Below are 26,198 nucleotides of genomic sequence, written 5' to 3' on the forward strand. Positions count from 1 at the left end.
AAACAAAAAACTTGTGTTGTTAGGTAACAATTGCGCTCTCATAAACCATCAAATTCATCCGTGATCAAACGTATTTCCAATGCGATACTTGCGGTACTGATTATTATTATCGCGGTAAACTTATGGCTGATGCACAACAAAAACGCACAACAATGGTACAGCTATGAGTCTGAACAGTTAGGCCGAAGTTTAGCTACTCAGGCTGCTAGGATGCTCGCTGGGCCGCTGGTGAATGATGACAGAGAGGCAATTGATAGTTATGTACAAAACATTGAGGTCGATAGTTTTATAAAAGGCACCGCTTTGTATGATAACAAAGGCCGTACGATAAAAAGTTTTGACAATGACTATTCTGTGGTACAGCAATTTAGGATAGAAGATACTAAGCCGCTTATCTTCATTCAGGATATTATTCATAATGATGAAGTAGTTGGTTATCTAAAATTAATTTTAGATCGAGAAGCCATTATTCAACATCATCAGAGTTTTAATAAAACTCAACTCATGCAGACCGTTTTGATAATTTGCCTAACCGCAGTATGCGCCATGTTATTAACGCGTTTGTTTTACAAAATTAGAAACCGTTATCGTTTTAACTCACCAGAAAACAAATTGTTATAGTTGTTCGTTGTCGTTTGAATGATGGATGTCTCGCTACAAGCTTTAAGCTTGGACAATGTAGCAATGACATCAATCAAATATGCAGGTTCATTGCGAAGCCCTTGTTTACCACACATCGGCATATCAGGTGAATCAGTCTCTAACAAAAGATATTGTAAACCAATGTGCTTTATTGTTTCACGCGTTTTTTTTGCACGCTCATACGTTATTGTGCCACCAACGCCCAGATAAAAACCCATTTGAATATAGGTTTGTGCAATTTGGTCACTTCCTGAAAATGCATGTATTACCCCGCCATTGCTGAACCCAGCTTGTTTTAACAAACGAATAAGTTCATTATGCGACTGCCTATGATGCAGCACTAATGGTTTGTTTAATCGTTCTGCTATTTCAATTTGTGCTTTTAGCAGTATTTTCTGGTATTCAATATTTGTTGTAATTTTGCTGTCTAGACCCGTCTCACCAATTGCTACGATTTTGTCTTTGTGCTCATCTGCAAGTTTATTTAGCACATTTATCGTCTGTTGAGTTTCATGAGGTGATTGTGACCTTAGAAAATATGGATGCAAACCCAAACATATATCATAGCAAGGTTCTTGTGCTTTCAAGGTCAGAAGAGTTCGGAATTGCTTTAGAGACAAACCAGGTAACAGACATTTGGTTAACCCCAAGGCTTTGGCTCGTTGCAGCACTTCATTTCGATCGTTATCAAAGATTGGTAAATCTAGATGACAATGGCTGTCTATCATATCACTAGGGCATCAAGCGTTGAGTAGACCATGTATTGTCGTCTTGCCGCACATACTCAAAGCGGTCGTGTAAGCGATGCTCGCCGCCTTGCCAGAATTCGATCGTGTGAGGTTCAACTAAGTAACCGCCCCAAAAATCGGGCAAGGGGACTTCGCCTTTGGCAAATTTTTCTTTTACCTGCTGAAATTGAGTCAATAACATTTGTCGGGTTGATACCACTTGGCTTTGCTTGGATGCCCAAGCACCGAGCTGGCTGTCTTTTGGTCGTGAGAAAAAGTATTTCGCGACCTCTGCTCTGCTAAGTGGCGTTGCCTTACCCATCACGCGCACTTGTCTTTCTAAAAAATACCACGGAAAGTGCAAGCTGATGTTAGCGTTATCCGCAAGTTCTTTTGCCTTGCGGCTGCCTAAGTTGGTGTAAAATACAAAGCCTTTTTTGCTAAGGTCTTTAAGCAATACTATACGCTGTGAGGGGCATCCGTTTTTATCAACTGTCGCCACTGTCATTGCGTTTGGATCAGGTAACTCAGCCTTAATCGCATCGTTTAACCATGTATCAAACAAATCGATAGGATGCTCGGTTAATGAATCAGATGTCAAACGACCAAGGGTATATTCTTTTCTAAAATCACTTAATGGCTTCATACATTTCCTTTGAGCGCATTTGTCTCTAAATGGGCGGTGTGTAAGCTAATTAGTTCTTATAGTCATCTTCGTAGCCAAGGGATCTTAATGCGCGTTCATCATCCGCCCATCCGGCTTTCACTTTTACCCATAGTTCTAAAAACACCTTGTTGTCAAAAAGCAATTCCATGTCTTTTCGAGCTTCAGCACCCATGGTTTTCAAATGGCTACCGCCTTTGCCAATGACCATGCGTTTTTGGGTCTCGCGCTCAACAAGGATAAGCCCGTTGATGTGATATATCCCTTTGGGTGTCAGCTTAAATTGTTCGATTTCAACAGTTGTTGAATATGGCAATTCATCGCCAGTAAAGCGCATCAATTTTTCGCGAATGATTTCTGCGGCCATGAAGCGGCTCGAGCGATCGGTAACGTGATCTTCTGGAAAATAAAATTCACTCTCGGGTAAGGACGCTAGAACTAATTGACGTAAGTGGTCGATGTGCTTACCTTGTTTAGCACATACCGGCACAACGTGTTCAAAAGCATGAAGTGTATTTAAGTGTTGAAGTGTTGCCATTAACTCGGTTTTGTCTTCGACTTTGTCAGTTTTATTGACCACCAGCCAAGCGGGTATGCCCGATTCTTTTATTTTGTTAAGGACCAGCGCATCATCGTCATTCCATCGTGTGCCTTCAACGACAAATAAAACTAAACCAACTTCGGCAAGACTGCTTGAAGCCGCTCGATTCATTAAACGGTTAATTGCGCGCTTTTCTTCAGAATGTAGACCTGGGGTATCAACATAAATGGCTTGTTTATGTTCAACCGTGTCAATCCCCATAATTCGATGACGAGTGGTTTGTGGTTTGCGTGAAGTAATACTGATTTTTTGCCCCAGAATCTGGTTCAAAATTGTAGATTTACCGACGTTTGGTCTGCCTACGATTGCGACCATGCCGCAATAGGTTTTATCCATTTAATAATTTCTCTAAAGTCTGTTTAGCCGCGCTTTGCTCTGCATGTCTGCGACTACGACCAACGCCTGTTAACACTTGGTCTAATGGCTGCGTTTTACAACTTACTTCAAAGGTTTGCGCGTGGTCTTTACCCTGTATGTTAACAACCTCATATTCGGGTAACGGCAATTGTCTTGACTGTAAGTATTCTTGCAGCTGCGTTTTGCTGTCTTTTATTTGTACGTTTGGGTCTAGCTTTTCGATGCGATCGGCAAATAACTTTAAAATTAACTGCTTAGCAGCCTCTAGTCCCGCTTCTAAATACACCGCTCCAATGATCGATTCGACCACATCAGCCAGCGTAGAGCTACGTCTGTGCCCACCGCTCTTCATTTCGCCAGAGCCGAGTTTTAGATATTCACCAAAGCCGCATTCTGTGGCAATTTTTGCAAGCGTATCGCCCTTCACTAAAGAAGACCGCATACGTGTAAGTTTTCCTTCAGGTTGCTTGGGAAATTTTTGGTATAACAGCTCTGCGACGATCATACCAAGCACCGCATCACCCAAAAACTCGAGTCGTTCATTATGGTTTTTGCCCACGCTACGATGCGTAAACGCTTGTTCCAACAGTTCGATTTGTGAAAACTCGTAGCCTATGGTCTTGAATAATCTGCTGTAATTGGTCTTATTTAATTTTACCATGATCACTTGTTATATTGTGCCGACTCTGCTAAAGCGAACACCCGTTGGCACCCATGACGGTAATACACTGTCATCTTCGCGCTCAAATTCAAAGCTTATCCAAATAAACACTGCCTTACCGACTAGGTTGGCATCCGGTACAAAGCCCCAAAAGCGGCTGTCTCGGCTGTTATCACGGTTATCACCCAATACAAAATAGTGCCCTTCAGGAACCACCCATTGGTCACTTTTTTGATAAAAATTCGCTTTTGTTGCGCCTAAAAATGGATGACGTAAGATGCTGTGCGGTTCTTCGCCCAGCTTTTCTACTGACTGCACCAGTTGTGCGCGACTTTGTTCAAACTCGCTACGTTGATTATCGGTAATCTCGATAGAGACCTCAGGTTTGCAATTGGTTTTAGTCGGACACGCTGGTGTTACAAAAAGCTGCTTGTTGCGATACGCGATGGTTTCGCCTGGTAAACCAACCACTCGTTTAATAAAGTCGATGTTATTGTTTTCATCAGGAAACTTGAACACTGCAACATCACCGCGCTTGGGTTCTCCCGTTTCTATCATTTTTGAACGCCAAACAGGATCTTTTAGACCATAGCTAAATTTTTCAACAAGGATAAAATCACCCACTAATAGCGTGGGCATCATTGAACCTGATGGAATTTGAAACGGCTCGTAGATAAACGAACGAAACACCATGACCAATGCAAAGATTGGGAAAAACTGTTGGGCATTATCAACTAATGCGGGAAGTTCTTCGTTGTTTTCGGCTTTGCGTTTTGGCGCGTAAACCAGTGAATCTATCAACCAAATCAATCCGGTGATCAGGGTCATGACAACCAGAAAAATTGAAAAGTAATTAGCCATTAATTATCAACCTTGAGTATTGCTAAAAATGCGTCCTGCGGTAATTCGACATTGCCCACTTGCTTCATGCGTTTTTTACCTTCTTTTTGTTTCTGTAAGAGTTTTTTCTTACGACTGACGTCACCGCCATAACACTTGGCGATTACGTTTTTACGAAGTTGCTTAACCGTGCTTCTGGCAACAATGTGGTTACCAATCGCAGCTTGAATAGCGATATCAAACATTTGACGTGGAATTAACTCACGTAGTTTCTCTACTAAATCACGCCCTCTGTACTGAGCATTGTCTTTATGCGTAATAATCGCAAGCGCATCAACACGCTCACCATTAATTAGTATATCCAAGCGCACCATGTCGGCTTCTTGGAAACGACTAAAATTATAGTCCAACGAAGCAAAACCGCGGCTGGTTGATTTAAGCCTATCAAAGAAATCAAGTACCGCCTCTGCCATGGGCAAATCATAGGTAATTGCCACTTGCTTACCGTGATAAGTCATTGCAGTTTGCATGCCACGCTTTTCGACACAAAGCGTAATGACATTTCCCAAATATTCTTGAGGAACCAGTATGTTTGCCGTCACGATTGGTTCGCGTATCGTTTCTATATCATTGACCGGTGGTAACTTTGAGGGGTTATCAACTTTTAATACTTCTCCACGCGTTGTTTTCACCTCGTAGACCACAGTCGGCGCAGTAGTAATGAGATCCAAATCATATTCGCGCTCTAAGCGTTCTTGGATGATCTCCATGTGTAACATGCCAAGAAAACCGATGCGGAACCCAAAGCCTAGCGCGGCTGAACTTTCTGGCTCATAAAAAATGGATGCGTCATTGAGGCAAAGTTTCGCCAGTGCATCTCTGAAATCTTCATAGTCATCTGAACTCACAGGGAAAATACCAGCGTAAACCTGTGGTTTGATTTTCTTAAATCCAGGTAGCGCTTCTTCTGCAGGGTAGCGCGCAGAGGTAATGGTATCACCAACTGGTGCACCATGAATTTCTTTGATTCCGGCAATAATGAACCCAACTTGGCCTGTTTTTAGCACGTCGGTTTCGGTTTGTTTTGGTGTAAAAATACCGATTTTGTCGGCTTGATGAACGACACCGTTCGACATGATTTTAATCTTGTCTTTAGCTCTTAATTCACCTTGTACAATGCGCACTAAGGATACAACACCTTGGTAATTGTCAAACCATGAATCAACAATCATGGCTTTGAGTGGGGCATTTTCGTCGCCCTGCGGAGGAGGAATCTTGTTAACGATCTCTTCCAACACGTCTACGATACCGATGCCTGTTTTGGCAGAGCATTTAACCGCATCGACTGCATCAATGCCGATAATATCTTCAATTTCTTCTGCGACACGCTCAGGCTCAGCCTGTGGTAAGTCAATTTTGTTTAGGATAGGAACGACTTCCATTTCCATATCAATTGCCGTGTAGCAGTTTGCTAGCGTTTGCGCCTCAACCCCCTGCCCTGCATCTACAACTAGTAATGCGCCTTCACAAGCAGCCAACGAACGCGAGACTTCATAGGTAAAATCAACGTGTCCTGGCGTGTCAATAAAGTTAAGTTGATACGTTTCACCGTCTGTTGCTGTGTAGTTTAGTGTGACACTCTGCGCTTTAATCGTGATTCCGCGCTCGCGTTCAATATCCATTGAATCAAGTACTTGCTCGGACATTTCTCTATTAGTCAACCCGCCACAATGTTGAATAAGACGGTCAGATAAAGTCGACTTACCATGGTCGATGTGAGCAATAATACTAAAGTTACGAATATTCTTAAGTTGCATATCGTTTTAATTACACCTAGAAAATGAAGACACTTTGCTCGAACCGCGCACGACACGGGCAAAAATAAGGCGGCGATTTTACCGTTTTATCGGCGAGATTGCGAATGATTAGAGTGGATAAGCGTAAACTTGGTTCAGAGTTTTTAGATTTATCTAGAATGAGTAATGTAACTAAACGTGTCTACGTTTGATTCAACTGAGTTTTTTACTTGGAATTTCATGTTTTAATACGATCTCGGACTGATTAATTGCGCCCATAATAATCGGAGAAAACGAAGATGTTTGCTGAGTTTTACTATATCGAGACACCCACCAGAAAGATATCAACGCCCCAAATAAGCCAAAAAATAAACTGAATAGTTCATGTAACGCAAAGGCGCTTTGAGTTGAGAAAATGGTTAACATGAAAACAGACAAAGGTAATAAATAAACGAGGGCTGAAGCAGACACTAGCGTTTCTTCTGGAATACCTAGCTTAACCTGTTGCCCTACCTTTAAATTGATTGGACTTTTTAATCGCAGTAATTCTGCTTTAGGGTTGAACACTTTAGCAATAACACTGGTCCCGCAATTGCTTTTTGCTTGGCATGAACCGCACGTTGTTTTCACTTGAGTTTCTACCCAAACGAATTCTCCTTCGACTTTTTTTACCACTCCCATTTCTTCAATCATGAAACGATTTACTCATTAATTTTCAACTTCAGTTTCTATTAAAGCGATCGACTCTGCGATTCGTGCCGCCGTCACCAGAGGGATTTCACCAACTACGGTGACCTGCACCCTTCCATTGGTTCGAGATAGAACCGATTGGGTTTCAAGTTTGTACTCAACGCCCTCTGCAAACGCTTGACTGGCCTGCTGAATATAAACGGATACATCAACTAGCCCATCACTGAGCATTGAATATTCAACAACTTGCCCCGTGATCGCCAAACGGTGGGTATCCTGTTTAACGCGTTGCATTCCCAGAGGTAAAAATTCAACCTGCCATTTATGATTTCGTTGAGGCGGGTTTTTCATGGTGATAACACGTGGCAAACTAGATAGCTGCAGACTATTAAATACCTCTTTGACGCGGTCAGATACACTCAGCTGAGTAACTTGAATCTGTTCAAGCAACGTACCACCCAAATCATACATATTAAGCTTTAAGAGCATACCTGAGTCTTCATCCAGCCAAAGGTGATAGCCATAACGTGTTTTATCTCTTGGTACTATCCGCAATTGTTGGGCTGCACGTCCTGAAACACGACTTCTGCCGACAAGCACAAACTCGTAGCCTTCTCTTAATTTAGCTGGATCTGTTAACAAAACAGAAGGTATTGGACCATCTATTGCTAAACCGGGGATACTATAGGGAGGAAAGCCAGGCTCGAAAATACTGACGACTTCGTTGTATCGAATATGCTCAAACCCTGGACCATTCAACAAACTTAATTGTTCGACAGTATTATTATCATCGAGTACTGCATGCCGCCACAAATATGGCTGAGTTTCACTACTCGGTCGGCTCAGTACGAAAGACACTTCATAGTTTAATGAGCTTGCTTGTAAGGCCAATCGTTCTATCCATGACAAAGGGTCTGCAGCATTGAACTGAAAGGCTGCTTTTTCTCCCGAGTCAATCGGCGTCTGGACATCACTTTGCGTTGTTGAAGTGTCTGAGGTGTTCTGAGTTTGGTTTTCTTGAGCGCGCAAGTTTGGAGAAAGTGTCACGGTTAAGAAACATAGCAAAGTTAACAAAAAAAGCAGTCGAAAAGACTGCTGTTTGGATGAGTATTTATATGCAGTAAACATGCTTATCTAGACTATGGTTGTTGCGCTGTAGAGGTCTCTTTTACTTCAACTTCACTGTTTTTTTCTTGAGTTTTACCGTCTACCAAACCTGTATTCTTTAACTTTAATTGGCGTTGATGGTCTTCGATTAGCGCGTTAATTTGACGCCTTTGCTCAAGTAAAATGGCCATGTCATCTCGTTGAACATTGCGAGTTTGTTCTAAATTAACCGGTCTCAGCCCGCCTTGAGGACCTGCTACAGGTGGTGCAGTTAAGAATGGTGTCGTTTCTTCAGGTGTGTTGTATGTCTGGAAACTAAAAATCATGACCGCTGTGACACATGCGGCAACTGCTAGTTGGCCACTTTGCTTGACTAACGGGATAACACTTGCGACGACAGGCAATTCCGTCCAACGTCTTTTAGGAGCAACAATCGGTAATTCGTTTTCGATAGCGGCTGCAATATTCGCGCTAAGGTCAAACTGAATGTCGGTAACATTTTCATTACGCAGTTGATCACGTACCAAATGATATCGTTTCCATTTTTCAAGGTTGTCTTTATCAGCGCTGATTTCTTTTACCAACGAACTGACATCATCACCTTGATTTAATTCACCATCTATAAATGCAGATAGCTTTTCTTGTTGCTGCGTCATATAAACACTTTCCTGCTAGTTAGGCCTTAATACTACACCGTTTTTTATTTAAAACGCTAGTGTTGACCACATTAAAATAATACTCATTTGACAACGTATGTTTCGATAATACATTTATCGTCCACTGGGCTTTTTTAAGTTTGCACCAATGGCATTATCACTTTATCGATCGCCTCTCTGGCTCTAAATATACGTGATCTAACCGTACCTACCGGACATTCCATTACGGCCGCAATTTCTTCATAACTTAAGCCCTCTATTTCTCGCAATGTGATGGCTGAGCGCAAATCTTCAGGTAATCCTTCGATTGTTGCGAACAATTTCTGTTGAAGCTCATCCGATAAAAGTGTCTTTTCCGGAGACGCATTTTCTTTTAATGCGTCGCTTCCTTCGTAATAGTCCGCTTCACTGGCATCAACATCGCTCGCTGGCGGCTTTCTGCCTTGAGAAGTAAGGTAGTTTTTTGCACTGTTGACAGCAATTCTGTACAACCAGGTATAAAAAGCGCTCTCGCCTCTAAAGTTTGGTAACGCTCTGTAGGCTTTTATGAACGCTTCTTGCGTCACGTCAGCCACATCACCGCTGTTTTTCACATATCTAGCAACAATGTTCATTACTTTATTCTGGTGCCTGAGTACCAATAAATTGAATGCGTTTTTGTTGCCTTTCTGTACTTGTTCGACTAACTCTTGGTCGGTTTTCTGCTCGCTCATTCGAGCCACTACTCCTAACGTTTTCACCTATGGCTCATGCAAGTGTATTAATAGACAGACACTTTATGGATAAGTTCGTTTTTTATTTAAAATAAGATAATAAAAGATCCAATCTTGTATTTTTGCCACTATTGATTAGTATTCACCAACCAACTACCCCTTAATTCCCTAGTTTATCAGATATGTCCAACTCTATAGAACACCGATGTGATGTCTTAATCATCGGAAGTGGCGCAGCCGGTCTTAGTTTAGCACTTAAAATGGCCGAGCACTGCAACGTTATCGTTTTGAGTAAAAGCGATTTGAATGAAGGCAGTACTCGTTACGCTCAAGGCGGAATTGCCGCTGTCTTTGATGATGAAGATTCGGTGGGCGCTCATGTAAAAGATACCTTAACGGCTGGTGCAGGCCTTTGCGACGAAAGTGTGGTTGAGTACACAGCATCCAACGCAAAAACAAGTATGCACTGGTTAATTAATAAAGGTGTACCATTTGATCAAGAAGAAAGTAATGACGGCGAAGTGCGATACCATTTAACAAGGGAGGGTGGGCACAGTCATCGCAGGATTCTTCACGCAGCAGATGCAACCGGAGAGGCCGTGCAGGCTACGCTTTCGGATCAAGTTAAAAATCACCCAAGCATTCACTTGTTTGAACGTTACAATGCAATCGACCTGATAAAAAGTAAGCAGGTTAAGAATACCTGTGTGGGTGCTTACGTATGGAATCGAACCAAAGAGCGCGTTGAAATAATCCGTTCACGATTTATTGCGCTAGCCACCGGTGGGGCAAGTAAAGTATATCAATACACTTCAAACCCAGATATCGCCAGTGGTGATGGTATTGCAATGGCTTGGCGCGCCGGCTGTAAGATTGCCAATATGGAATTTAATCAATTCCACCCTACATGTTTGTTTCACCCAGATGCTAAAAATTTCCTAATAAGCGAAGCTTTGCGCGGAGAAGGTGCTTTTTTATGTCATGAAGACGGCACTCGATTCATGCATAAATTTGATGAAAGAGGTGATCTTGCACCACGTGATATTGTAGCAAGAGCCATTGATTTCGAAATGAAACGGTTGGGCGCCGATTGCATGTATTTAGATATCAGTCATAAATCGACAGACTTTATAACTAAGCATTTTCCAAATATATATCGTCGTTGTCGGTCACTTGGTATTGATATTACGCGCCAACCGATTCCGGTTGTACCTGCTGCTCATTATACGTGTGGCGGTGTAGTCACCGATTTTGATGCAAGAACTAATCTAGAAAATGTCTATGCAATAGGCGAAACCGCCTATACTGGTTTGCACGGTGCAAATAGGATGGCAAGCAACTCTTTGCTAGAGTGTGTGGTTTTCGCGCACGCTGCCGCCAAGCATATGTTAGCCGGAATAACAGGTAAATGCTTAAACGAACCCATATCGCCATGGGATGAAAGCCGCGTTATAGATTCTGACGAAGAAGTTATAATACAACACAATTGGCATGAGTTACGTCTATTCATGTGGGATTATGTTGGGATTGTGCGCACAGACAAACGCCTGGAGCGGGCCCTTCGTCGCATTAATTTACTTAAACAAGAAATTGACGAGTATTACAGTAACTTTAAAGTGAAAAATAACTTATTAGAACTTCGTAACCTAGTATGCGTTGCGCACCTCATCGTCATGTGTGCGATGAAACGTAAAGAGTCTAGGGGGCTTCATTACAATCTTGATTACCCCGAACAACTAGAAAATGCGGAACCAACGATCATTCAAAAAAATATTAGCGCGGAGTGATTTCTCCGCGCAAAAAGTCCCTTGTTTTACCACTTTTGAAACTCGCCAACCGAAAACTAAAACACCGACTATCTTCGTATTGGGCATTGTTTACACTATTCGCCACCAGCGTATTTTTACTGGGTAAATAAATTGGTTGCATAAATTCTGTGTAGATATTGAACCTGCCCAGAACATGATGCCTCAGCATTGGAATGCGTTTTAACAAGTGCGACACCGAAAGCGCTTTAGAATACATGCCATGTGCGATAGCTTTTTTAAAGCCTAACAAGTTAGCAGTAGCAGCAAATAAGTGAATAGGATTATAGTCTTTTGACACCGACGCGTATTGGCGTCCCACGTTCGCAGGAAACTCAAATGGTTGATAGAGTAGCTTATAATTAGGTTCGAGGGACAAATCAGCATTAGCAAGTTTGGTTTTAGTAGCGTTGTAATCAAGTGCATTATCACAATAATCATTCGTGCTGTGCTTTGTGCGAGCAAGATAACTGCTCGTAGATTCGATCATTAACTTCTCATTTTCGTAGGCCCTGGTTATAACCTCAAAGACCCAGCCTTTTTTATGCCACATCAATCGTCCAAAGCTCGTTTCAAGTGTTAGCTTTGATTGTTGTTCACACAAGGCAATAACCTCAATATGGTTGCTTATATGAACCAAGCCTAATGGTTTGAAGGGAAAAGGTTGCTGACTCATCATACTAAGCTGCATAGGAAGGCTAAGCACTTGTATATAATTTGGATGAATGACCGAGGCTATTCCAGATTGCCATTGACACAATCGATTGTAACGCTCGCAGTGCTGAGCATTGATTTTGATAAATTGGCGCGTTTCCATTTTTGGTAGCGTTAGGGCCCCCGAGTCATTAGGTAAATCCGGCCGATACAACGCGCTTTTCGCCAACAGTGACAACATTCACTTTAATCCTTTTGAGAGTAACTGATTAAACTATAATTGAATTTTCAGAATTTGGCGACAGAGGCGCCTATAGTTCGGTGGGGAACATTGCCAAGGATAGATAATTAACCACCTAGCCCCTTTTTCAGAAGATGAATGTAAGTCATACGTGAAATTTGCAAAGATAAAGAAGGGTGTAACTCGTGACTTTTCTGTAAGTTCAGAAGTATTTACCAAGGTCAAATGCTTATCTAACTCGACTTGAAATAAGCTAATTGCTTTCCAAAGGCTCCCACAACAAATTAAAGCACTCGCTAACCACTGTAGTGCTATTTGATATTCAATGATATGCGCCTTAATAGACCAAGTAACACCTAGGGGAAGCGCCAAATAAACTAACCAAAAATGAGGTGTAAAAAATAAGAAGTTAAAAACATAGATATCAAAGGTCACTTCTTTTGAGCGCTTTTTCAAGTTTCAGCCCAATTACACTTAGACTTTTACTCTATTGAGTACCATTTTTATCATATCAGATAGCTCAGGATCTTTGCATTTTTGGTGTCCCATAAACCATGCAAACAAGTCAGGGTCATCACACGTTAACAAGCGTTCAAAAACAAGCTTTTGATGATCTTCTAAATCATCGAATGCCTGTTCTACAAACGGTAAAAAAAGAACGTCTAATTCTAACATACCTCGTCGACATGCCCATTTCAGTCTCGCTAATCGCTTTGCAGTAAACATCCATCGTCTCTCTTAAAAATGAGCTTAAATAATAACATAAGTTGTGCTGATACAATACTGTACAAAGATATCAAGTCGATAAACTCAAGTGTCTGCTTTTGAGTTCATATTATTTGCGGTTATTTATGCGTACATGCTTGCTTTTACTGCGTTTGGACATACTTTTATGAAGACAAGAAAGAAATTTTGGATGAAGTATGACTGTAAACACTGTTAATTTTGTAGCGGAACTCAATCATTATGGCGTAATATCTTTGAGTGGCGAGCAAGCCCAAGAATACCTTCAAGGTCAAGTCACTATTGACGTGGGAAGGTTGTCTGAAAATAAATCGAGGTATGGATGTCATTGTGATTTTAAGGGTAAAACATGGAATGCATTTTTAGCCCTACAAGACAATGATGGTTATCAGCTTATCAGCGATAAAAGTTGTATACCTCAGTCACTCGCCGAATTGAAAAAGTACGGTGTATTCTCGAAAGTTGACATTGTAGACGAAAGCGAAAAACTCAACATAGTAGGTGTTGTGGGTGCAGATGCTATAGAAAGCTTACAGTCGATATTTACTAAGTTACCCCAACAAAACTTAGCGGTTTTAAAAAGTGACTTTGGCAATGTAATTTGTATTGACGTTGACTTATCTGCATATTTGTTAGTACTAACTAGTGACGGTAAAGCAAAGCTGGATGCAAATTTACCTATTGGCATGTTAAAAGATCAAGCATATTGGGAAGCTGTGTGCATACAATTGGGCATACCGGTGGTCAGAGAAGCAACCGTGAATGAATTTGTACCGCAGATGATGAACATGCAGGCTATCGAAGCGATCGACTTTGATAAAGGTTGCTATATGGGCCAAGAGGTCGTAGCAAGAACAAAGTTTTTGGGGCGCAATAAACGAGCTTCTTTTATTCTAAAGAGTGAAGAGGTGTTAGCTGACTCATCAATCGCAGCTGGAAAAGCATTGGAAAAACAAGCAGGTGAAAACTGGCGTTCTGGAGGCACAATTTTGAGAGGAGCCAGTTTGCATCAAACATCTCAAGCTGATAGCAACGGCACTTGGCTTCTGGCTGTACTGGCAAATGACACACAAGTAGGTGATGTGTTAAGATTAAAAGAGCTACCCGAACATCAATTTACTGTTCAAAGCCTTCCCTACGAGATAAAAGAACAAACATCAAAGCAATAGGATCAGATATGCAAATTCAAGACAATCACGTTGTCACCCTTCACTACACTGTTAAAACATCAGATGGAGACGTGATTGACTCTTCAACAGAAAGTGAGCCTTTAGCCTTTATTCAAGGTAGCCACTATATGATTCAGGGGCTAGAGGATGCGCTGTATAACAAAGTAAAGGGTGATAAGTTTGAAGTCAGTGTCGAGCCCGAGAAAGCTTATGGTCATAGACAAGACGCACTGGTGCAACAGGTACCTGCTCAAATGTTCGAAGGCATGGATGTTGAAGTGGGCATGAGTTTTAGAGCGACGACTGACGATGGCGAACAATCGGTCATTATCATTGATAAAACAGATGAGGTTGTTACCGTCGATGGCAATCATCCTTTATCGGGTATTGCACTCAACTTTGACGTTGAAATTTTGGACGTTCGAGAAGCATCAACTGAAGAAATTGCACATGGTCATGTGCATGCAGAGGGTGGCTGCGGTCACAGCCACTAAAAATTGATAAAGACGCGCTTTAAGATAGCGCGTCTTCTGCTTGCTCACCTGTTCTGATGCGATAAGCCTGTTCCACATTAAAAACAAATATCTTTCCATCACCAATCTTGCCGGTTTTAGCGCTTTCGATAATACATTCGACGACGCGATCAACCATGTCTTCGGTCACCACTATTTCAAGTTTAACTTTAGGTAAAAAATCTACTTGATATTCTGCTCCCCGGTATAGCTCTTTGTGCCCTTTTTGTCTTCCAAAACCTCGAACCTCAGACATTGTGATGCCCGACACGCCGATCAAAGATAGCGCTTCTCTTACATCATCTAGCTTAAAAGGCTTGATTATGGCTTCAATTTTTTTCATGTGTTTCACTCATTATCGTAAATAGTAGGGATTGGAACGCGTTTGTGTTGAGTCTTTAAATAAATTGCCAACAACTTTTCATCAACATCTGCATCATTGCTTTTGCCTTCTAAAAAGTCATCGATTTGATCATAACTGATACCCAATGCATCTTCATCTGCTTTTTGAGGAGATAAGCTTTCTAAGTCAGCAGTTGGGGCTTTCGTAATGACATTAGAAGGCGCTCCCATGAATTTTGCAAGCGCGCGAACTTGACGTTTACTTAAACCAAATAAAGGAGCTAGATCGCAAGCACCATCCCCATATTTTGTGTAAAAACCCGTGATATTCTCTGCAGAGTGGTCAGTGCCTAGTACCAAGCCATTGAGCAAACCAGCGATATCAAACTGAGTGGCCATACGTGTTCTAGCTTTAGTATTACCCAACACAAAATCACTTTTCTCAACGCTAAACTCGCAGCCAGCACTGACCAATGCGTTGACAGCTTCTTGATGAATAGCATCAGCGCCCGCTTGAATATTGGTAGTGACGCTCATACTTGGCTGAATAAAATCAATAGAAGCTTGTGCATCTGCCTCATCTGCTTGCACAGAATATGGCAATCTAACCGCAACAAATCGATAATCATCACTTTCGTGTTCTTCATTTAACTGATTAACAGCAAGTTGTGCAAGACGGCCTAAGGTACACGAATCAATTCCGCCGCTAATCCCTAACACAAGTGTTTTCATGCCCGAGCCCGTGAGCGTGTCTTTGATAAACTGCACTCTACGGTCAACTTCAAACTCAACGTCAATTTGCGGTAACACCCGCATTTCCTTAATAACCTCGTCTTTAAGCATTATTCTTCCTCAATACGTTAATTGCAGTATTCTCTTTATTTATTTCTATCATTTGCACGCTAGCTGCTAATAATCCGGCTTACGCTCAAGGTATCAAGACAACTAACCTTTGCCCTTTGTACATACGCAATGAAGCACATAATTCGCATATAATTTAGGTTGGCAATTAAGACTTTCAATCAGCTGTGGATGCACAGCAAGTTAGTTAATCTAAGAGTATCATAGCGAGCATAAAGGGCAAATGAGACGAAGCATAAGCAAGCAAAAAGGTGTCACTCTATTGGAAATGATGATTACCGTAGCTATCCTAGCTATCGTGCTGACAGTGGTTGCACCGAATGTGCAGGGAATTTTGATCAAAAATAGAGCGGTGGCAACAATGAACGAGCTGAGCACGGTGATTCAATATGCCCGCAATAGTGCGATTGATGAGCAAGCCAATGCCGTTTTTTGCCCTTCTTCCGACTTTACAAGCTGTTCTACGAATTGGCGACATCCAAAAATGGTATTTATTGACCAAAATAATGATGGAGAACGCGATGCTAACGAGGTGTTATTAGTCGCAACGGAAAGTTTGAACAGTACCATGACATTTACCAGCACAAGTGACGTTATTAGCTTTGAAGATTCGGGTGCGTCTAGTGCTCAAACGATCATCAAGCTATGCCATACATCTAACAATGCGCAATATGCGCGGCAAATTGAAATAAGTCTACAAGGCCGCGTTCGTTTGAGCCAAGACACAGATAAAAATGGTGTACATGAGGATACTGATGGTAACCCCTTAAGTTGTTAAATTAACTATCTATGCAGATGTAAGCTACTGTATACTCGTGTTTTAAATTTTTTGTTTGTCTAGAAAATTACACAGAGAGTGTCAAAATGGATTTGCGTGATTTCAAGGTTTGTTTACTAGCCTGTTTTTCGATGTTTGTTTTCTCTCGCGTTGCAATTGCTCAAGATCAAACTTTCCAAACATCTGCCCCCGTTCACAGCCCGTCCACATTGTTTCTAATAGAGCTAGAAGAAAATACTAATACAGATAAACGTGCGACGACGAAAAATTGGAATGCTGCCATGTATGAACTAGGCAGTATTTTGTTTTTAGGTAAAGCAGCATACCTTGCCGGCGGCGACACAATTACCCGTGATTTTGATTATGAACTAGAAGGCAACGAACTTGAGTACTTTCACGATCGACTTTTTACAAAAGAATACTTAAAACTCGACGACAATACTAAAGGAATGAATTGGGGGCATGCGTACGCAGGCATGATTTATCACCAAGCATTTCGCAACCATAACTTCTCTTTTTATGAGTCAACGCTTGCAACAATAGCCACATCAACAGCATGGGAAGTACTTTTTGAATACAAGGAAGTTGTGAGTATAAACGACCAGGTTTTCACGCCGTATGGTGGCATTGTATTAGGAGAGAGCTTTTTTCAAATCAGCGAGTTACTTGAAACAAAAGAAGGTTGGATACCCTCTGCATTCGGCATTTTATTCAATCCAGCAAAGAGTATCCGCTCGTGGATGGGCTACCAACAAGCACCAAGATTCTCTCGTTCAAATACAGTAGATGTGTTTGATGTTTATGCAGGTTATACAAATAGTCATCATGCAAATCGAGCGCGCAACAGCCAAATATTAACGCTTGGAATTACGACGAGTGTAGATAGTCGAAAGGGCAACTATGACAGTTTTAAATATACGCCCACGTTAGTAGAAGTCGTGTCTGAGTTCGGTTTTTCGAGCGAAGGTTTTGAAGACTTCCGCTTACATAGCCAAGTTTTACTAGGAGGCTACTACTATCAATCTTCAGATTTCGATAACCCTCGTTTTTCCAAGCCATCGAAAACCGAAAAAGCTAGCGCAGCCAATATTCGTCATTCTGCATGGGAAAAACAAGTTTTCCTTGGGCCATCAATGGGCATTGAATACAACAGCATGGGGGCAGATAGAGATACCCAAGACTTTTACGCGACTGCTAATTTAATAGGGCTAGACGGAGGCCTCGCTTTGAGAAAGATAAATGTCGATCACAAAGCAATCGAGTTGCGCTTTCGCGCCAATGCATTTGTAGATTTTGCTATGGTAAAACCATTTGCAGACAATGCCATTGAAAATGTACGAGATTTTTATTGGAATACAAAGTCCTCGTTATGGGAGAACGCTTATGCCTACGCATTGGGACACACCGCTTTCGCATCTTTTGAGCTCAATTATCAACAGTGGGCACTGGGCTTACATGCCAAAATGCACCGTTGGGACTCTATAGATAATAAAAAAATTGAGCGTTTCAGAGACTGGAACCCTAACGTCAAGGATTTAGATTTAAAAGATAAACGAGATATTCTCAAATTGATGATTAGTTACGCACCTTCTAGCGCTTGGAAAATTAGCATAAACTTTGAAAAGATTCATCGGAGTGGGAAAATGATTGGTATCGATCAACCTGATTTCTTTGCTCAGGCCAGCGATACCGAAACACGCACATCGGTGATTGCTTCGTATCGCTACTGAATGTTTAAGACGTGTTTCAACAGGTAGTCCTATCGTTAGCAAGACCAACAATATTCATCGATACCTAACGTTCCGTCATTGCTCTTATCCCAAGCTTTTCGACCATCGCTGAACATAAATAAAGCACCTGTACCCTCTGTACTACTTCCACTCACTGGCGTTGCCTTAATTACATAACTCAACCCATTCGCCGCAACCGAGTCGATGCTAAGGTCGTATTTTTTATTAGCTACACTCTCGGTAGCAGGAGAGTATGCTGCGTATATGGCAGGAGTTCCCGTATTTGCGCCACTGGCGGCTGCACCGTTGTATGTAAAGTTAGAGACATTATGTCTTTCAAGAGCCGTCGCTAAACTCATCAAGTCACCTTGAGCAGTGCTTCTGGCTGTGTTATTAATCATGGATTGATAGCTTGGGTACGCGATGGAAGCAATAATGCCGACGATACCCACTACAATCATTAGCTCAACGAGCGTGAAGCCATTTTGGTTTGATTTATTCATTAATTTCTCTCTACTTCAGTGGTCCAAGTATTTTTTTGTAAACGTTCAAAACGTCCATATATGTTTTGAGCCAAACATTCGAAGCCGTTGACACAAGCAACTTCATCTCCATTTTCATCTACTTCAACAACCGCAGACACACACTCTGCTCCTAGGCAAACGACAGGCTTTACAATATTTTCAATCAATATTTTTGTATCTGGTGCGATACCGGTTTGCGCTAATTGGGCTGAGCGATCTTCTTTATCAATTATTTCGCTCAAATTTATGTCACCAACTGCGTTGCCGTTAATTAAATTGACAAGGTAAGCACGACTGTTGCCCGTTGGTGGCGCGCACGCACTTTCACTTGCGCTGGCGGGCAAATAAGTCGTGAAAAACACTTTATAGTCTAGAATAAGCGGCGATGCTAGGACCTTTTCCCCCCCGTCCGTCAGCCTCATCATCCAACCGTTTTTACTCGCAAACAAGGTATTTTCCAGTTCACGTTGAGTTTCATCCGCAGAATTTAGCAAGTGTTCAGTGGCATCATAAAGATTTGATTCTGTGAGGGTTGTCGTTGAAGGCATAGTGAACAACCCACTTTCATCACGCTTAAATACACCGGTATCTTTGACCATATAAAAACGGTCGTCTACAACGGTGTTTAATGGTCCTGCTCGAAAGCCAGATCCGATAGCTACGGCAAAGTAATGTTCATCGCCGAGGGACACTTCAGATACGTCAGGACCATAGTAGAATCTGCGATTATTTTCAGCTTCCGTTGAGTTGAAATCCGCTAACTCTGCACCTCTAATAAATTCATTGCCAGACTTGCCATTGTAAATATCTAGTCTAAACAATTGTGCCCCCATATCCGCAACATACATGTGATCAGCAAAACCGTCGCTGTCTCGGTCAACAACTGAGATACGTGCAGGAATACTGTACTTCATTTCAGGAATAATAAGGTCTGCATTGGCATTGCTCGCAGACCATAATAATTCGCCAGTATCAGCATCAATCATATACACACTGTTACCAACATTGTCTTCAGAGCTATTGGTCTTATCATCTTGATCTTCATCATAGCCGCCACCAACAATCATCACATTTTTGACAACATCTCCCATACGTACTTTTGTAATAGTTGGACGTGACCATGTTTGCCCCATATTAGCAAAGTCGCCAGTACCGCCATCAACTTTGAATACAAGTCTTGGGCTTAGTTTTGTTGAGACGTCAAATACATAGTAATTGTTTCCCCCTCTACGCATACCAACATAAAGATAAGTCTTGTCATCGAATTGACGCAGTACTAAATCCCCATCTAATCCGTATATATGATTAAAACTTGACCCATCGCGATAAAAATCATAAAGGTTTGCTAGCAGCTCTTTAGGGATAATTGAAAAATTTTCTTCACCCGTCTCTGCGTCAAACGAATGCAAGAAGCCATGATTAGTCGCGACAAAAATTGCGCTGTCAGTCAAAGAGTAGTTTACGATTACAGGCTGCGAATGAATTGGGTCACCCATTTGAATGCGGACGTCGGAAGTAGAGCCATCGCCATCCTCATCGCGAACATCAACACCGCGAGCCCATTTGAGGACGGTTTCCCTCAAAGCTGCGGAATCGGAGAGAAGGTGTACATTGAGGTCTTCTGCAGTAATATTAGTATTAGACTCTGATAGTTCGTTAGCGGTCGTAAAAATGTTACCCGTGGCGTTAAAAGTATATGATCTTCTCACTAAATCTAGACGGCTTGCTGCCCCGCCCTGCCTAACATCATTACCATCAGCTAACGGAGACCAATAACTATGTGCATTTTCAGAAAAGAAACCTGTTGAGCCATCTACTGCATTTATACCGTTTTTATCGAGTACTTCGTCTCCTGAAATTTTATATTTTTTAAGATTGCCAGGCCATACCGCTCCTTCAGCCGGTTTGAATAGCGCAAAATACAGCTCGTCACGGTGAGTAAGGCGGTTTAACTGGTTGACAGCTACGCCAGGAGAAACAAAAGTTGCATTAACATCCTTTACGTTTCTGAGAATTGTTTGAAATGCAGTGACAAGATCTGCACTGTTATCCGCTTCGTAAAAGCCACCGCCACTTTCAAGCGCAATTTTATTTAAGAAGTTAGATGCAGTCGCATTGGCAGCAAATCCAATCGTATGTGTAATCACTCTTGCATCAATTGCTGTTCGGTCTTTATCTGCTAGGTTTTTGACTAAATCAAGACCGCATTTCTCTCCTCCACTCCCGCTACAATTTGTGCCGAGTAACGCTTGTATTTCATCAACACTATGATTGTTATTTGCCACTCCATCTGAAAGTAAAACAATATGGTTATTAGTCTGACACTGCAAATCAACAATAGGGGATATGTATGTTGCGCCGCTGGGGATCTGTTCATTGATACAATCACTATCACTCAAGTCGTCATCTTCACAACCTGAAGGTCTTATGGGATCATCTCCAATGTACGATGAACGATGACTGACGCGCGTGTTTCGTCTAACAGTGCTGCTGACAGACGACTCGCCTCGTTTCAATCCGTAATACACATCCTTGCCACCGTAATACAGCGATGCCTCATAGAGTGTGTCTACAATAGGGGTTAGTCCACTAGCTGATAGTTCATCCACCTTGCTCATTAAATGTTCTCGAACTGTAGAACTAGTCCCGGGTGTAGCATTGGCTTCAAACTCAATAACAAGTCTTGCGGCACCTGAAGGTTTTCCGTTGTAAGTGTATGCTCCGCGTTTGTTACTCGTAAAATCAGATAAAATGAACATCATGTCATTATTGATATTCCAACCACTGCGGTTAACAATTTGTTGAACGATGTTGGTCACAGATGGGCTTTGGTATACTTGATTGCGATACCAAGGGCCAATACCCGTCCAATTAATAGCAGCTGTCTTTGCTTTGTCACGCAACATGTAACGCGTATAGGGGGCAAAGTCACTGGGGTTGTTCTCATTCACTCCTTCAATCGTCATCGACGCAGTACCACTTGTGTAGGTCTGATAGGCAGTAAATTCTAAGTAAGCATTTAATACGTTTGCATTTTTTGGTAACTCGATATTTTTGAACCGTAAACCAATATATGCATTGCTACTGTTATAGAGTGTTAGCTCGCTACCCGTGGACTGATAACCGTTACTTTGCTCTTCAGCATTTTCGTCCTGCTGGTCGACTTGGTAAATCATGCTATCTCGGATACACCCAGTTGCGCTGGTTTCATCATATGTAATGACTATTTGAGGTGACAACCCCGTTCCCTCATCAATTGAGGTGGTTGAACGAGCACTTGTTCCATTTAAACTAGCGCCTTCAATTATCAAATTTAAATCATTCCCTCCACACCAATCAGCGCGGTCGATGACCTCTTGCACAACATTGGTAAAGTCAGGTGACGTAATGCTCTCACCTGATAAAGGCCAATCATTATCACTGTCCCAAACGACTTCATTTGACGTCACCGATCTGGCAGAAAGATTATTGTTTGAATTTTCAAATACAGGAGCGTCACCATTATTTTCAGCGCGAATGGTTAGTGTTGAAGAAGCTGTATTAAGACCTTCTGAGGAAAATCGTAAAAATGCGCCTGTAATAATTGCATTTCTTGGAATATTTAAATTTCTAAATCGCAAGCCAGTCAGCACAGAAGCAGTGCCTTGTGTCAGTTGCAAAGTGTTTGAGTACATATTGAGATTTCCATCAATCTCATACACATCATCTTCACCACGAGTCACCGGCACAATCAATTCGGGGGACACCGGCGTATCAATACCCCTTATAGGGAAAAGAACGGGACCACCAAAATCAGAGAAACGCATAAGCCCAGCATTGATGTTTGTTGCCGAGGACAGCGCATCTTTTAAGGCATTTTGAACTCTTAACATCCGAGATTGAGAGGTGCCATCTTTCGATGCCATACTGCCAGATGTATCCATGATGAACAGTACATTGGGGTAATACTCAACATCAGATGAGCCCGTACCTAAATAGATTTCTAAATCATCGGCAAAGGCAGCAACACTGATACAAACACTTAGTATTGCTGAACATATAAGGCTACTAAACTTTGTATACTTCATACGAAATACCTCATTGTCCTGTTGCTGGTGCAAAGACAGCTGCGCTGAGCGTATTTGCAACAGCATAATTGCTGCCCGCAGTTTGCCCACAGCCTCGAATCATAAAGACATGGCAATTAATATTACTTCCACCAATCACATTACTTGAACCACGGCAGGCTTGCTCCCGCACGAAGGTGGTTCTGGACCAACTTCTCACTTCGGGGTTGTCTCTATAATTACCTTCAGCAATATGACGTGTGCCTCTGGTCAACCCAGTTGATGTTATGATTCTGTCGGTACGGTTGTCATCAAAGCAGCTCAGCGTTTCAACGGTTCTATCGAGCGCATTTTGTTGCCTCGCTTCTGAAAGTGGATCACTCAAGCCAGCGTTCGCGAGAAGGCTTTCATCTTCTGACTCAAATACAACGCCGGCAAGAGCAGCTTCTGCGGCATCAAATGCAACCGACTTTCGCTCTAAAGATGACGCCATTTTGTTTTGCATCAAGCTAGAAGAGACCGAAGCTACGCCTAAGACGGTCATCGAGAGCAAGACTAATAATGCAAATACCATCACTAAGCCCTTTTGAGTTTGGGCCGTTCGATTACTCATCTGAGTCATACACTACTCCTGACATAGTTCTTCATATTGCGCAGCGTAATCGTGGTCTCAAATGATTTATACAAGGCATCGTTATTGGTGCTAAACGCATCTTCGTTTAGCAGCTTGAAAGTGGGTGCGTTATCCACATTGATTTGAGCATCACTTTTAACAACCAAAGCTAATCGCATTGCCACCACAAATTCACCATTTGCAAACGCGTTAGTTAAGCTATCCGCATCGACAAATTGAATCGGCCTTGCAGTGCCATTTGAACCAGCAAAACTAGAGACACCGTAAGTGACTTGAAAACTTTCGACACCATCTAGCAGTGTAAAAGCGGCATGCGAATTATGTCCAACGGCATCTTTTTGTCCCCTAAGGTAGCGGCCGTCAAACCCTCTGCACTTCAATTTGTTGTTTTCTACAAAGTACTCGTTGACTGCATAAAACATCGCCCCGTCGGCATAGCCAAGTTTATAGCCTCGACAATCCCGTTCTGCTAACAAACTAACCACTAGAACATCGCTATTACCACTTGCGCCTTGTGTGCTACCTAAGCTAGCTCTTACCCCGAACTCGTTGGGTAAGATAATCGGATGAGCACGCACGAATTGGTTTTCTTCGACCAAGTCAATCACATTTGCAAGATGGTCAACCTGCGGATTGAGTTCATCATACATACCGACCATTAAGAGTTCATTGCGCATTCTGTTAATAATGAAGCGGCCACTTTCTTGTGTAGACGCCACTGCTCGATTCAAGCGCTCTGTCACACTATTACTTGCCATTACTTGAATGATCGCTGTTGAGATAACCAAGCCGAGCGCCAAGGTGATCATGATTTCGATCAGTGTAAAACCCGCTTGTTTATCAAAGGTAGGAACAGCAGCTTTAATATTGATATGTTTTGAGGTCATCACAATGTCACCTCAATCACGATACAGTCATTACTTTCGCTTGTAGATGCATTGCAGTCACTGTTTAAAATTTTACTGTGGTTTTGTAAGGATTTGGTAGGCCACTTAATAATCACATTATGAATGGAACCTGCTGAACAAACATCAGCATCTGTATTGTCATTGTCTGTGCAGCTAAGGGCAATAGTAGCGTTAGGGTTACTTTGTACGACCGCACATGACATTTCATGCGCGTCAAACATAGCAAACTCTTGTGCACTGCACTCTCCTGTTTGGCAATTAGGGATATCAGCAGGGTGTGTCTGGCAAAAACACTCAAATGGATTATTACCCGAGATACACGTCAAATCAGCAAAGTTATAAGCATTCGAACTAAAGTAAGCATTGTCTACGACGAAGCCATCTCTTTGCGCCGATGGAACAGCATTTGCGATTAGCCTTTCACTAAATTGCTGTGCAACGAGTACCGCTTGCGTGCGATTCAATGCATCAGAATTGGATAACGCACTGACAAATTGCAGTGAGGCCACACCAAGTAAACCAACCGATAAGATAAATAGTGTAATAAGAACTTCGACCATACCTACACCCGTTTGACCTAGGAAGGCATTGGCATTGTTTATATTTAGTGGACTATTTGCGTTTGAGCAATTTATCTTAACACCTTGCATTAGCACTCTTCTGACTATTTCAACAGCAACACAATAACGAAAACTGGTGGCTTATTGGTTATTTTGAAATAGTGTAAGGTATTAAATACTGAGATTAACTGGTAATAAGGATAGATTTAGCTGGAAAATTCTTTTGATAAATTAGAGGCTTAGCACTTAAGCCTCTATACTCCATGCGTGTAAGCAGCGGTATTTTGATACCTAAAGTTGTTTAATTCTAAGCTCTTTGGGCACTGCGAATTCTATATTCTCTTCTCTGCCTTGCCTTTCTGTCGCTTTAGTCGCGCCCCACTCGCTGAGTTTATCAATGACGCCTTGCACAAGGACTTCCGGCGCTGATGCACCTGCGGTTACCCCAATTGAATTGACATTATTCAGCCAATCTTTTTGAATACAATTAGCATCTGCGATCAAATAGGCCTTGGACCCTATTTTCTCAGCAAGTTCTCGAAGCCTGTTCGAATTGGAGCTATTTTGTGCGCCGACGACTAAAAGCACATCGCAGTCCGCAGCCAGCTCTCGTACGGAATCTTGACGATTTTGAGTCGCATAGCAAATATCGTCTTTTCTTGGGCCATCTATTTTAGGAAATTTTTTGCGCAGTGCGTCGATTACATCGGCAGTATCATCTACTGACAAAGTCGTTTGACTACAATAGTATAGTTCATCAGGGTTCTTCACACTCAATGCTTCAACATCTTTGATATCTTCTACCAAGTAGATTCCGCCATCTGCGTTATTGTATTGCCCCATTGTACCTTCAACTTCTGGGTGTCCATGGTGCCCGATTAGTACACATTCGGTTCCTTTTTTACTGGCACGCATGACTTCCATGTGCACTTTGGTTACCAAAGGACAAGTTGCATCAAAGACTTTAAGTCCTCGCTCATTGGCCTCGCTTCTCACCGCTTGAGATACGCCGTGCGCAGAAAAAATAACAATGGTATCGTCAGGCACCTCTTTTAATTCATCAACGAATACGGCACCGCGGCTTTTGAGACCATCTACCACAAACTTATTATGGACAACTTCATGACGCACATAAATCGGTGGTCCAAATATTTCAAGTGCTCGCTCAACAATAGTGATCGCACGGTCTACCCCTGCGCAAAAACCTCTTGGATTGGCTAAATGTATTTGCATAG

At 42.1% G+C, this 26,198-nt stretch carries 27 protein-coding genes; 6 read left to right on the top strand and 21 right to left on the bottom strand.

Features of this window, described 5'->3' with window-relative positions:
• Window positions 1-30 precede the first annotated feature (30 nt).
• A complete protein-coding gene (locus KUL10_RS09895) occupies window positions 31-621 on the top strand; it encodes an AhpA/YtjB family protein (protein WP_158525364.1) in 591 nt (196 codons plus the stop codon).
• On the opposite strand, the gene KUL10_RS09900 is transcribed toward KUL10_RS09895, so the two are convergent.
• From KUL10_RS09900 to rpoE, 10 genes are all read right to left on the bottom strand, one after another.
• A complete protein-coding gene (locus KUL10_RS09900) occupies window positions 585-1,370 on the bottom strand; it encodes a TatD family hydrolase (RefSeq protein WP_110428778.1) in 786 nt (261 codons plus the stop codon). The genes KUL10_RS09895 and KUL10_RS09900 overlap by 37 nt on opposite strands.
• Before the next feature lie 4 nt (window positions 1,371-1,374).
• On the bottom strand, window positions 1,375-2,016 hold the full coding sequence (gene pdxH / locus KUL10_RS09905; protein ID WP_110428779.1) for a pyridoxamine 5'-phosphate oxidase: 642 nt from the start codon (window positions 2,014-2,016) through the stop codon (window positions 1,375-1,377).
• Window positions 2,017-2,065: 49 nt separating this feature from the next.
• A complete protein-coding gene (gene era / locus KUL10_RS09910) occupies window positions 2,066-2,971 on the bottom strand; it encodes a GTPase Era (protein ID WP_110428780.1) in 906 nt (301 codons plus the stop codon).
• Window positions 2,964-3,653, bottom strand: coding sequence for a ribonuclease III (gene rnc, locus KUL10_RS09915; protein ID WP_110428781.1), 690 nt, complete (start codon window positions 3,651-3,653; stop codon window positions 2,964-2,966). Before rnc ends, era begins: the two co-directional genes overlap by 8 nt.
• Before the next feature lie 9 nt (window positions 3,654-3,662).
• Window positions 3,663-4,514, bottom strand: a complete 852-nt coding sequence (lepB, locus tag KUL10_RS09920) for a signal peptidase I (RefSeq protein WP_110428782.1) — start codon at window positions 4,512-4,514, stop codon at window positions 3,663-3,665.
• Window positions 4,514-6,310 carry a translation elongation factor 4 gene (gene lepA, locus KUL10_RS09925; protein WP_110428783.1) on the bottom strand — a complete coding sequence of 599 codons (1,797 nt, stop codon included), beginning with the start codon at window positions 6,308-6,310 and terminating at the stop codon, window positions 4,514-4,516. The genes lepB and lepA overlap by 1 nt, the downstream gene beginning before the upstream one ends.
• Window positions 6,311-6,502: 192 nt before the next feature.
• A complete protein-coding gene (locus KUL10_RS09930) occupies window positions 6,503-6,982 on the bottom strand; it encodes a SoxR reducing system RseC family protein (RefSeq protein WP_110428784.1) in 480 nt (159 codons plus the stop codon).
• A 15-nt stretch (window positions 6,983-6,997) separates the two neighbouring features.
• Window positions 6,998-8,026 carry a MucB/RseB C-terminal domain-containing protein gene (locus KUL10_RS09935; RefSeq protein WP_233499776.1) on the bottom strand — a complete coding sequence of 343 codons (1,029 nt, stop codon included), beginning with the start codon at window positions 8,024-8,026 and terminating at the stop codon, window positions 6,998-7,000.
• Window positions 8,027-8,118: 92 nt separating this feature from the next.
• Window positions 8,119-8,742 (bottom strand): sigma-E factor negative regulatory protein, encoded by a 624-nt coding sequence (locus tag KUL10_RS09940; RefSeq protein WP_110428786.1) that lies wholly within the window; start codon window positions 8,740-8,742, stop codon window positions 8,119-8,121.
• A 134-nt stretch (window positions 8,743-8,876) separates the two neighbouring features.
• On the bottom strand, window positions 8,877-9,455 hold the full coding sequence (gene rpoE, locus KUL10_RS09945; RefSeq protein ID WP_110428787.1) for an RNA polymerase sigma factor RpoE: 579 nt from the start codon (window positions 9,453-9,455) through the stop codon (window positions 8,877-8,879).
• Between the two features lie 182 nt (window positions 9,456-9,637).
• Between rpoE and nadB the strand changes: the two genes are divergently transcribed.
• A complete protein-coding gene (gene nadB, locus KUL10_RS09950; RefSeq protein WP_110428788.1) occupies window positions 9,638-11,242 on the top strand; it encodes an L-aspartate oxidase in 1,605 nt (534 codons plus the stop codon).
• Here nadB and KUL10_RS09955 read toward each other — a convergent pair.
• From KUL10_RS09955 to KUL10_RS09965, 3 genes are read right to left on the bottom strand one after another with little or no spacing between them, the layout of a single operon-like run.
• Window positions 11,229-12,155, bottom strand: a complete 927-nt coding sequence (locus KUL10_RS09955; protein ID WP_110428789.1) for a MaoC/PaaZ C-terminal domain-containing protein — start codon at window positions 12,153-12,155, stop codon at window positions 11,229-11,231. The genes nadB and KUL10_RS09955 overlap by 14 nt on opposite strands.
• Before the next feature lie 33 nt (window positions 12,156-12,188).
• Window positions 12,189-12,611: a hypothetical protein gene (locus KUL10_RS09960; RefSeq protein WP_110428790.1), complete on the bottom strand. Its 423-nt coding sequence runs from the start codon at window positions 12,609-12,611 to the stop codon at window positions 12,189-12,191.
• A gap of 18 nt (window positions 12,612-12,629) precedes the next feature.
• Window positions 12,630-12,881 (bottom strand): succinate dehydrogenase assembly factor 2, encoded by a 252-nt coding sequence (locus KUL10_RS09965; RefSeq protein ID WP_110428791.1) that lies wholly within the window; start codon window positions 12,879-12,881, stop codon window positions 12,630-12,632.
• 197 nt (window positions 12,882-13,078) lie between these two features.
• Between KUL10_RS09965 and ygfZ the strand changes: the two genes are divergently transcribed.
• A complete protein-coding gene (gene ygfZ / locus KUL10_RS09970) occupies window positions 13,079-14,068 on the top strand; it encodes a tRNA-modifying protein YgfZ (RefSeq protein WP_110428792.1) in 990 nt (329 codons plus the stop codon).
• A gap of 8 nt (window positions 14,069-14,076) precedes the next feature.
• Window positions 14,077-14,562, top strand: coding sequence for a peptidylprolyl isomerase (locus KUL10_RS09975; RefSeq protein WP_110428793.1), 486 nt, complete (start codon window positions 14,077-14,079; stop codon window positions 14,560-14,562).
• 19 nt (window positions 14,563-14,581) lie between these two features.
• Here KUL10_RS09975 and KUL10_RS09980 read toward each other — a convergent pair whose 3' ends face one another.
• On the bottom strand, window positions 14,582-14,923 hold the full coding sequence (locus tag KUL10_RS09980; RefSeq protein ID WP_110428794.1) for a P-II family nitrogen regulator: 342 nt from the start codon (window positions 14,921-14,923) through the stop codon (window positions 14,582-14,584).
• A gap of 5 nt (window positions 14,924-14,928) precedes the next feature.
• Window positions 14,929-15,765, bottom strand: coding sequence for an ammonia-dependent NAD(+) synthetase (gene nadE, locus KUL10_RS09985; RefSeq protein ID WP_110428795.1), 837 nt, complete (start codon window positions 15,763-15,765; stop codon window positions 14,929-14,931).
• 241 nt (window positions 15,766-16,006) lie between these two features.
• Between nadE and KUL10_RS09990 the strand changes: the two genes are divergently transcribed.
• Window positions 16,007-16,561 (top strand): GspH/FimT family pseudopilin, encoded by a 555-nt coding sequence (locus tag KUL10_RS09990; RefSeq protein WP_233499777.1) that lies wholly within the window; start codon window positions 16,007-16,009, stop codon window positions 16,559-16,561.
• 86 nt (window positions 16,562-16,647) lie between these two features.
• Complete coding sequence (locus KUL10_RS09995; RefSeq protein ID WP_110428796.1) at window positions 16,648-18,291, top strand: DUF3943 domain-containing protein; 1,644 nt, start codon at window positions 16,648-16,650, stop codon at window positions 18,289-18,291.
• Window positions 18,292-18,326: 35 nt separating this feature from the next.
• Here the strand turns inward: KUL10_RS09995 and KUL10_RS10000 are convergent, their stop codons facing one another.
• The 6 genes from KUL10_RS10000 to ispH all read right to left on the bottom strand — a co-directional run bounded on the left by KUL10_RS10000 (window position 18,327) and on the right by ispH (window position 26,196).
• Complete coding sequence (locus KUL10_RS10000) at window positions 18,327-18,794, bottom strand: type IV pilin protein (protein ID WP_110428797.1); 468 nt, start codon at window positions 18,792-18,794, stop codon at window positions 18,327-18,329.
• Window positions 18,794-22,882 (bottom strand): PilC/PilY family type IV pilus protein, encoded by a 4,089-nt coding sequence (locus KUL10_RS10005; protein ID WP_110428798.1) that lies wholly within the window; start codon window positions 22,880-22,882, stop codon window positions 18,794-18,796. Before KUL10_RS10005 ends, KUL10_RS10000 begins: the two co-directional genes overlap by 1 nt.
• 10 nt (window positions 22,883-22,892) lie before the next feature.
• Entirely contained in the window at window positions 22,893-23,474 is a 582-nt protein-coding gene (locus tag KUL10_RS10010; RefSeq protein WP_110429013.1) for a PilX N-terminal domain-containing pilus assembly protein, read from the bottom strand.
• A gap of 5 nt (window positions 23,475-23,479) precedes the next feature.
• On the bottom strand, window positions 23,480-24,382 hold the full coding sequence (locus tag KUL10_RS10015) for a PilW family protein (protein WP_110428799.1): 903 nt from the start codon (window positions 24,380-24,382) through the stop codon (window positions 23,480-23,482).
• Complete coding sequence (locus KUL10_RS10020; protein WP_306305331.1) at window positions 24,382-25,053, bottom strand: pilus assembly protein PilV; 672 nt, start codon at window positions 25,051-25,053, stop codon at window positions 24,382-24,384. Before KUL10_RS10020 ends, KUL10_RS10015 begins: the two co-directional genes overlap by 1 nt.
• 201 nt (window positions 25,054-25,254) lie before the next feature.
• Complete coding sequence (gene ispH, locus KUL10_RS10025; RefSeq protein WP_110428800.1) at window positions 25,255-26,196, bottom strand: 4-hydroxy-3-methylbut-2-enyl diphosphate reductase; 942 nt, start codon at window positions 26,194-26,196, stop codon at window positions 25,255-25,257.
• Between the last annotated feature and the right edge of the window lie 2 nt (window positions 26,197-26,198).

The organism is Glaciecola sp. KUL10 (genome assembly GCF_003203515.1).
In the GTDB taxonomy this organism is placed as follows: Bacteria; Pseudomonadota; Gammaproteobacteria; order Enterobacterales; family Alteromonadaceae; genus Glaciecola.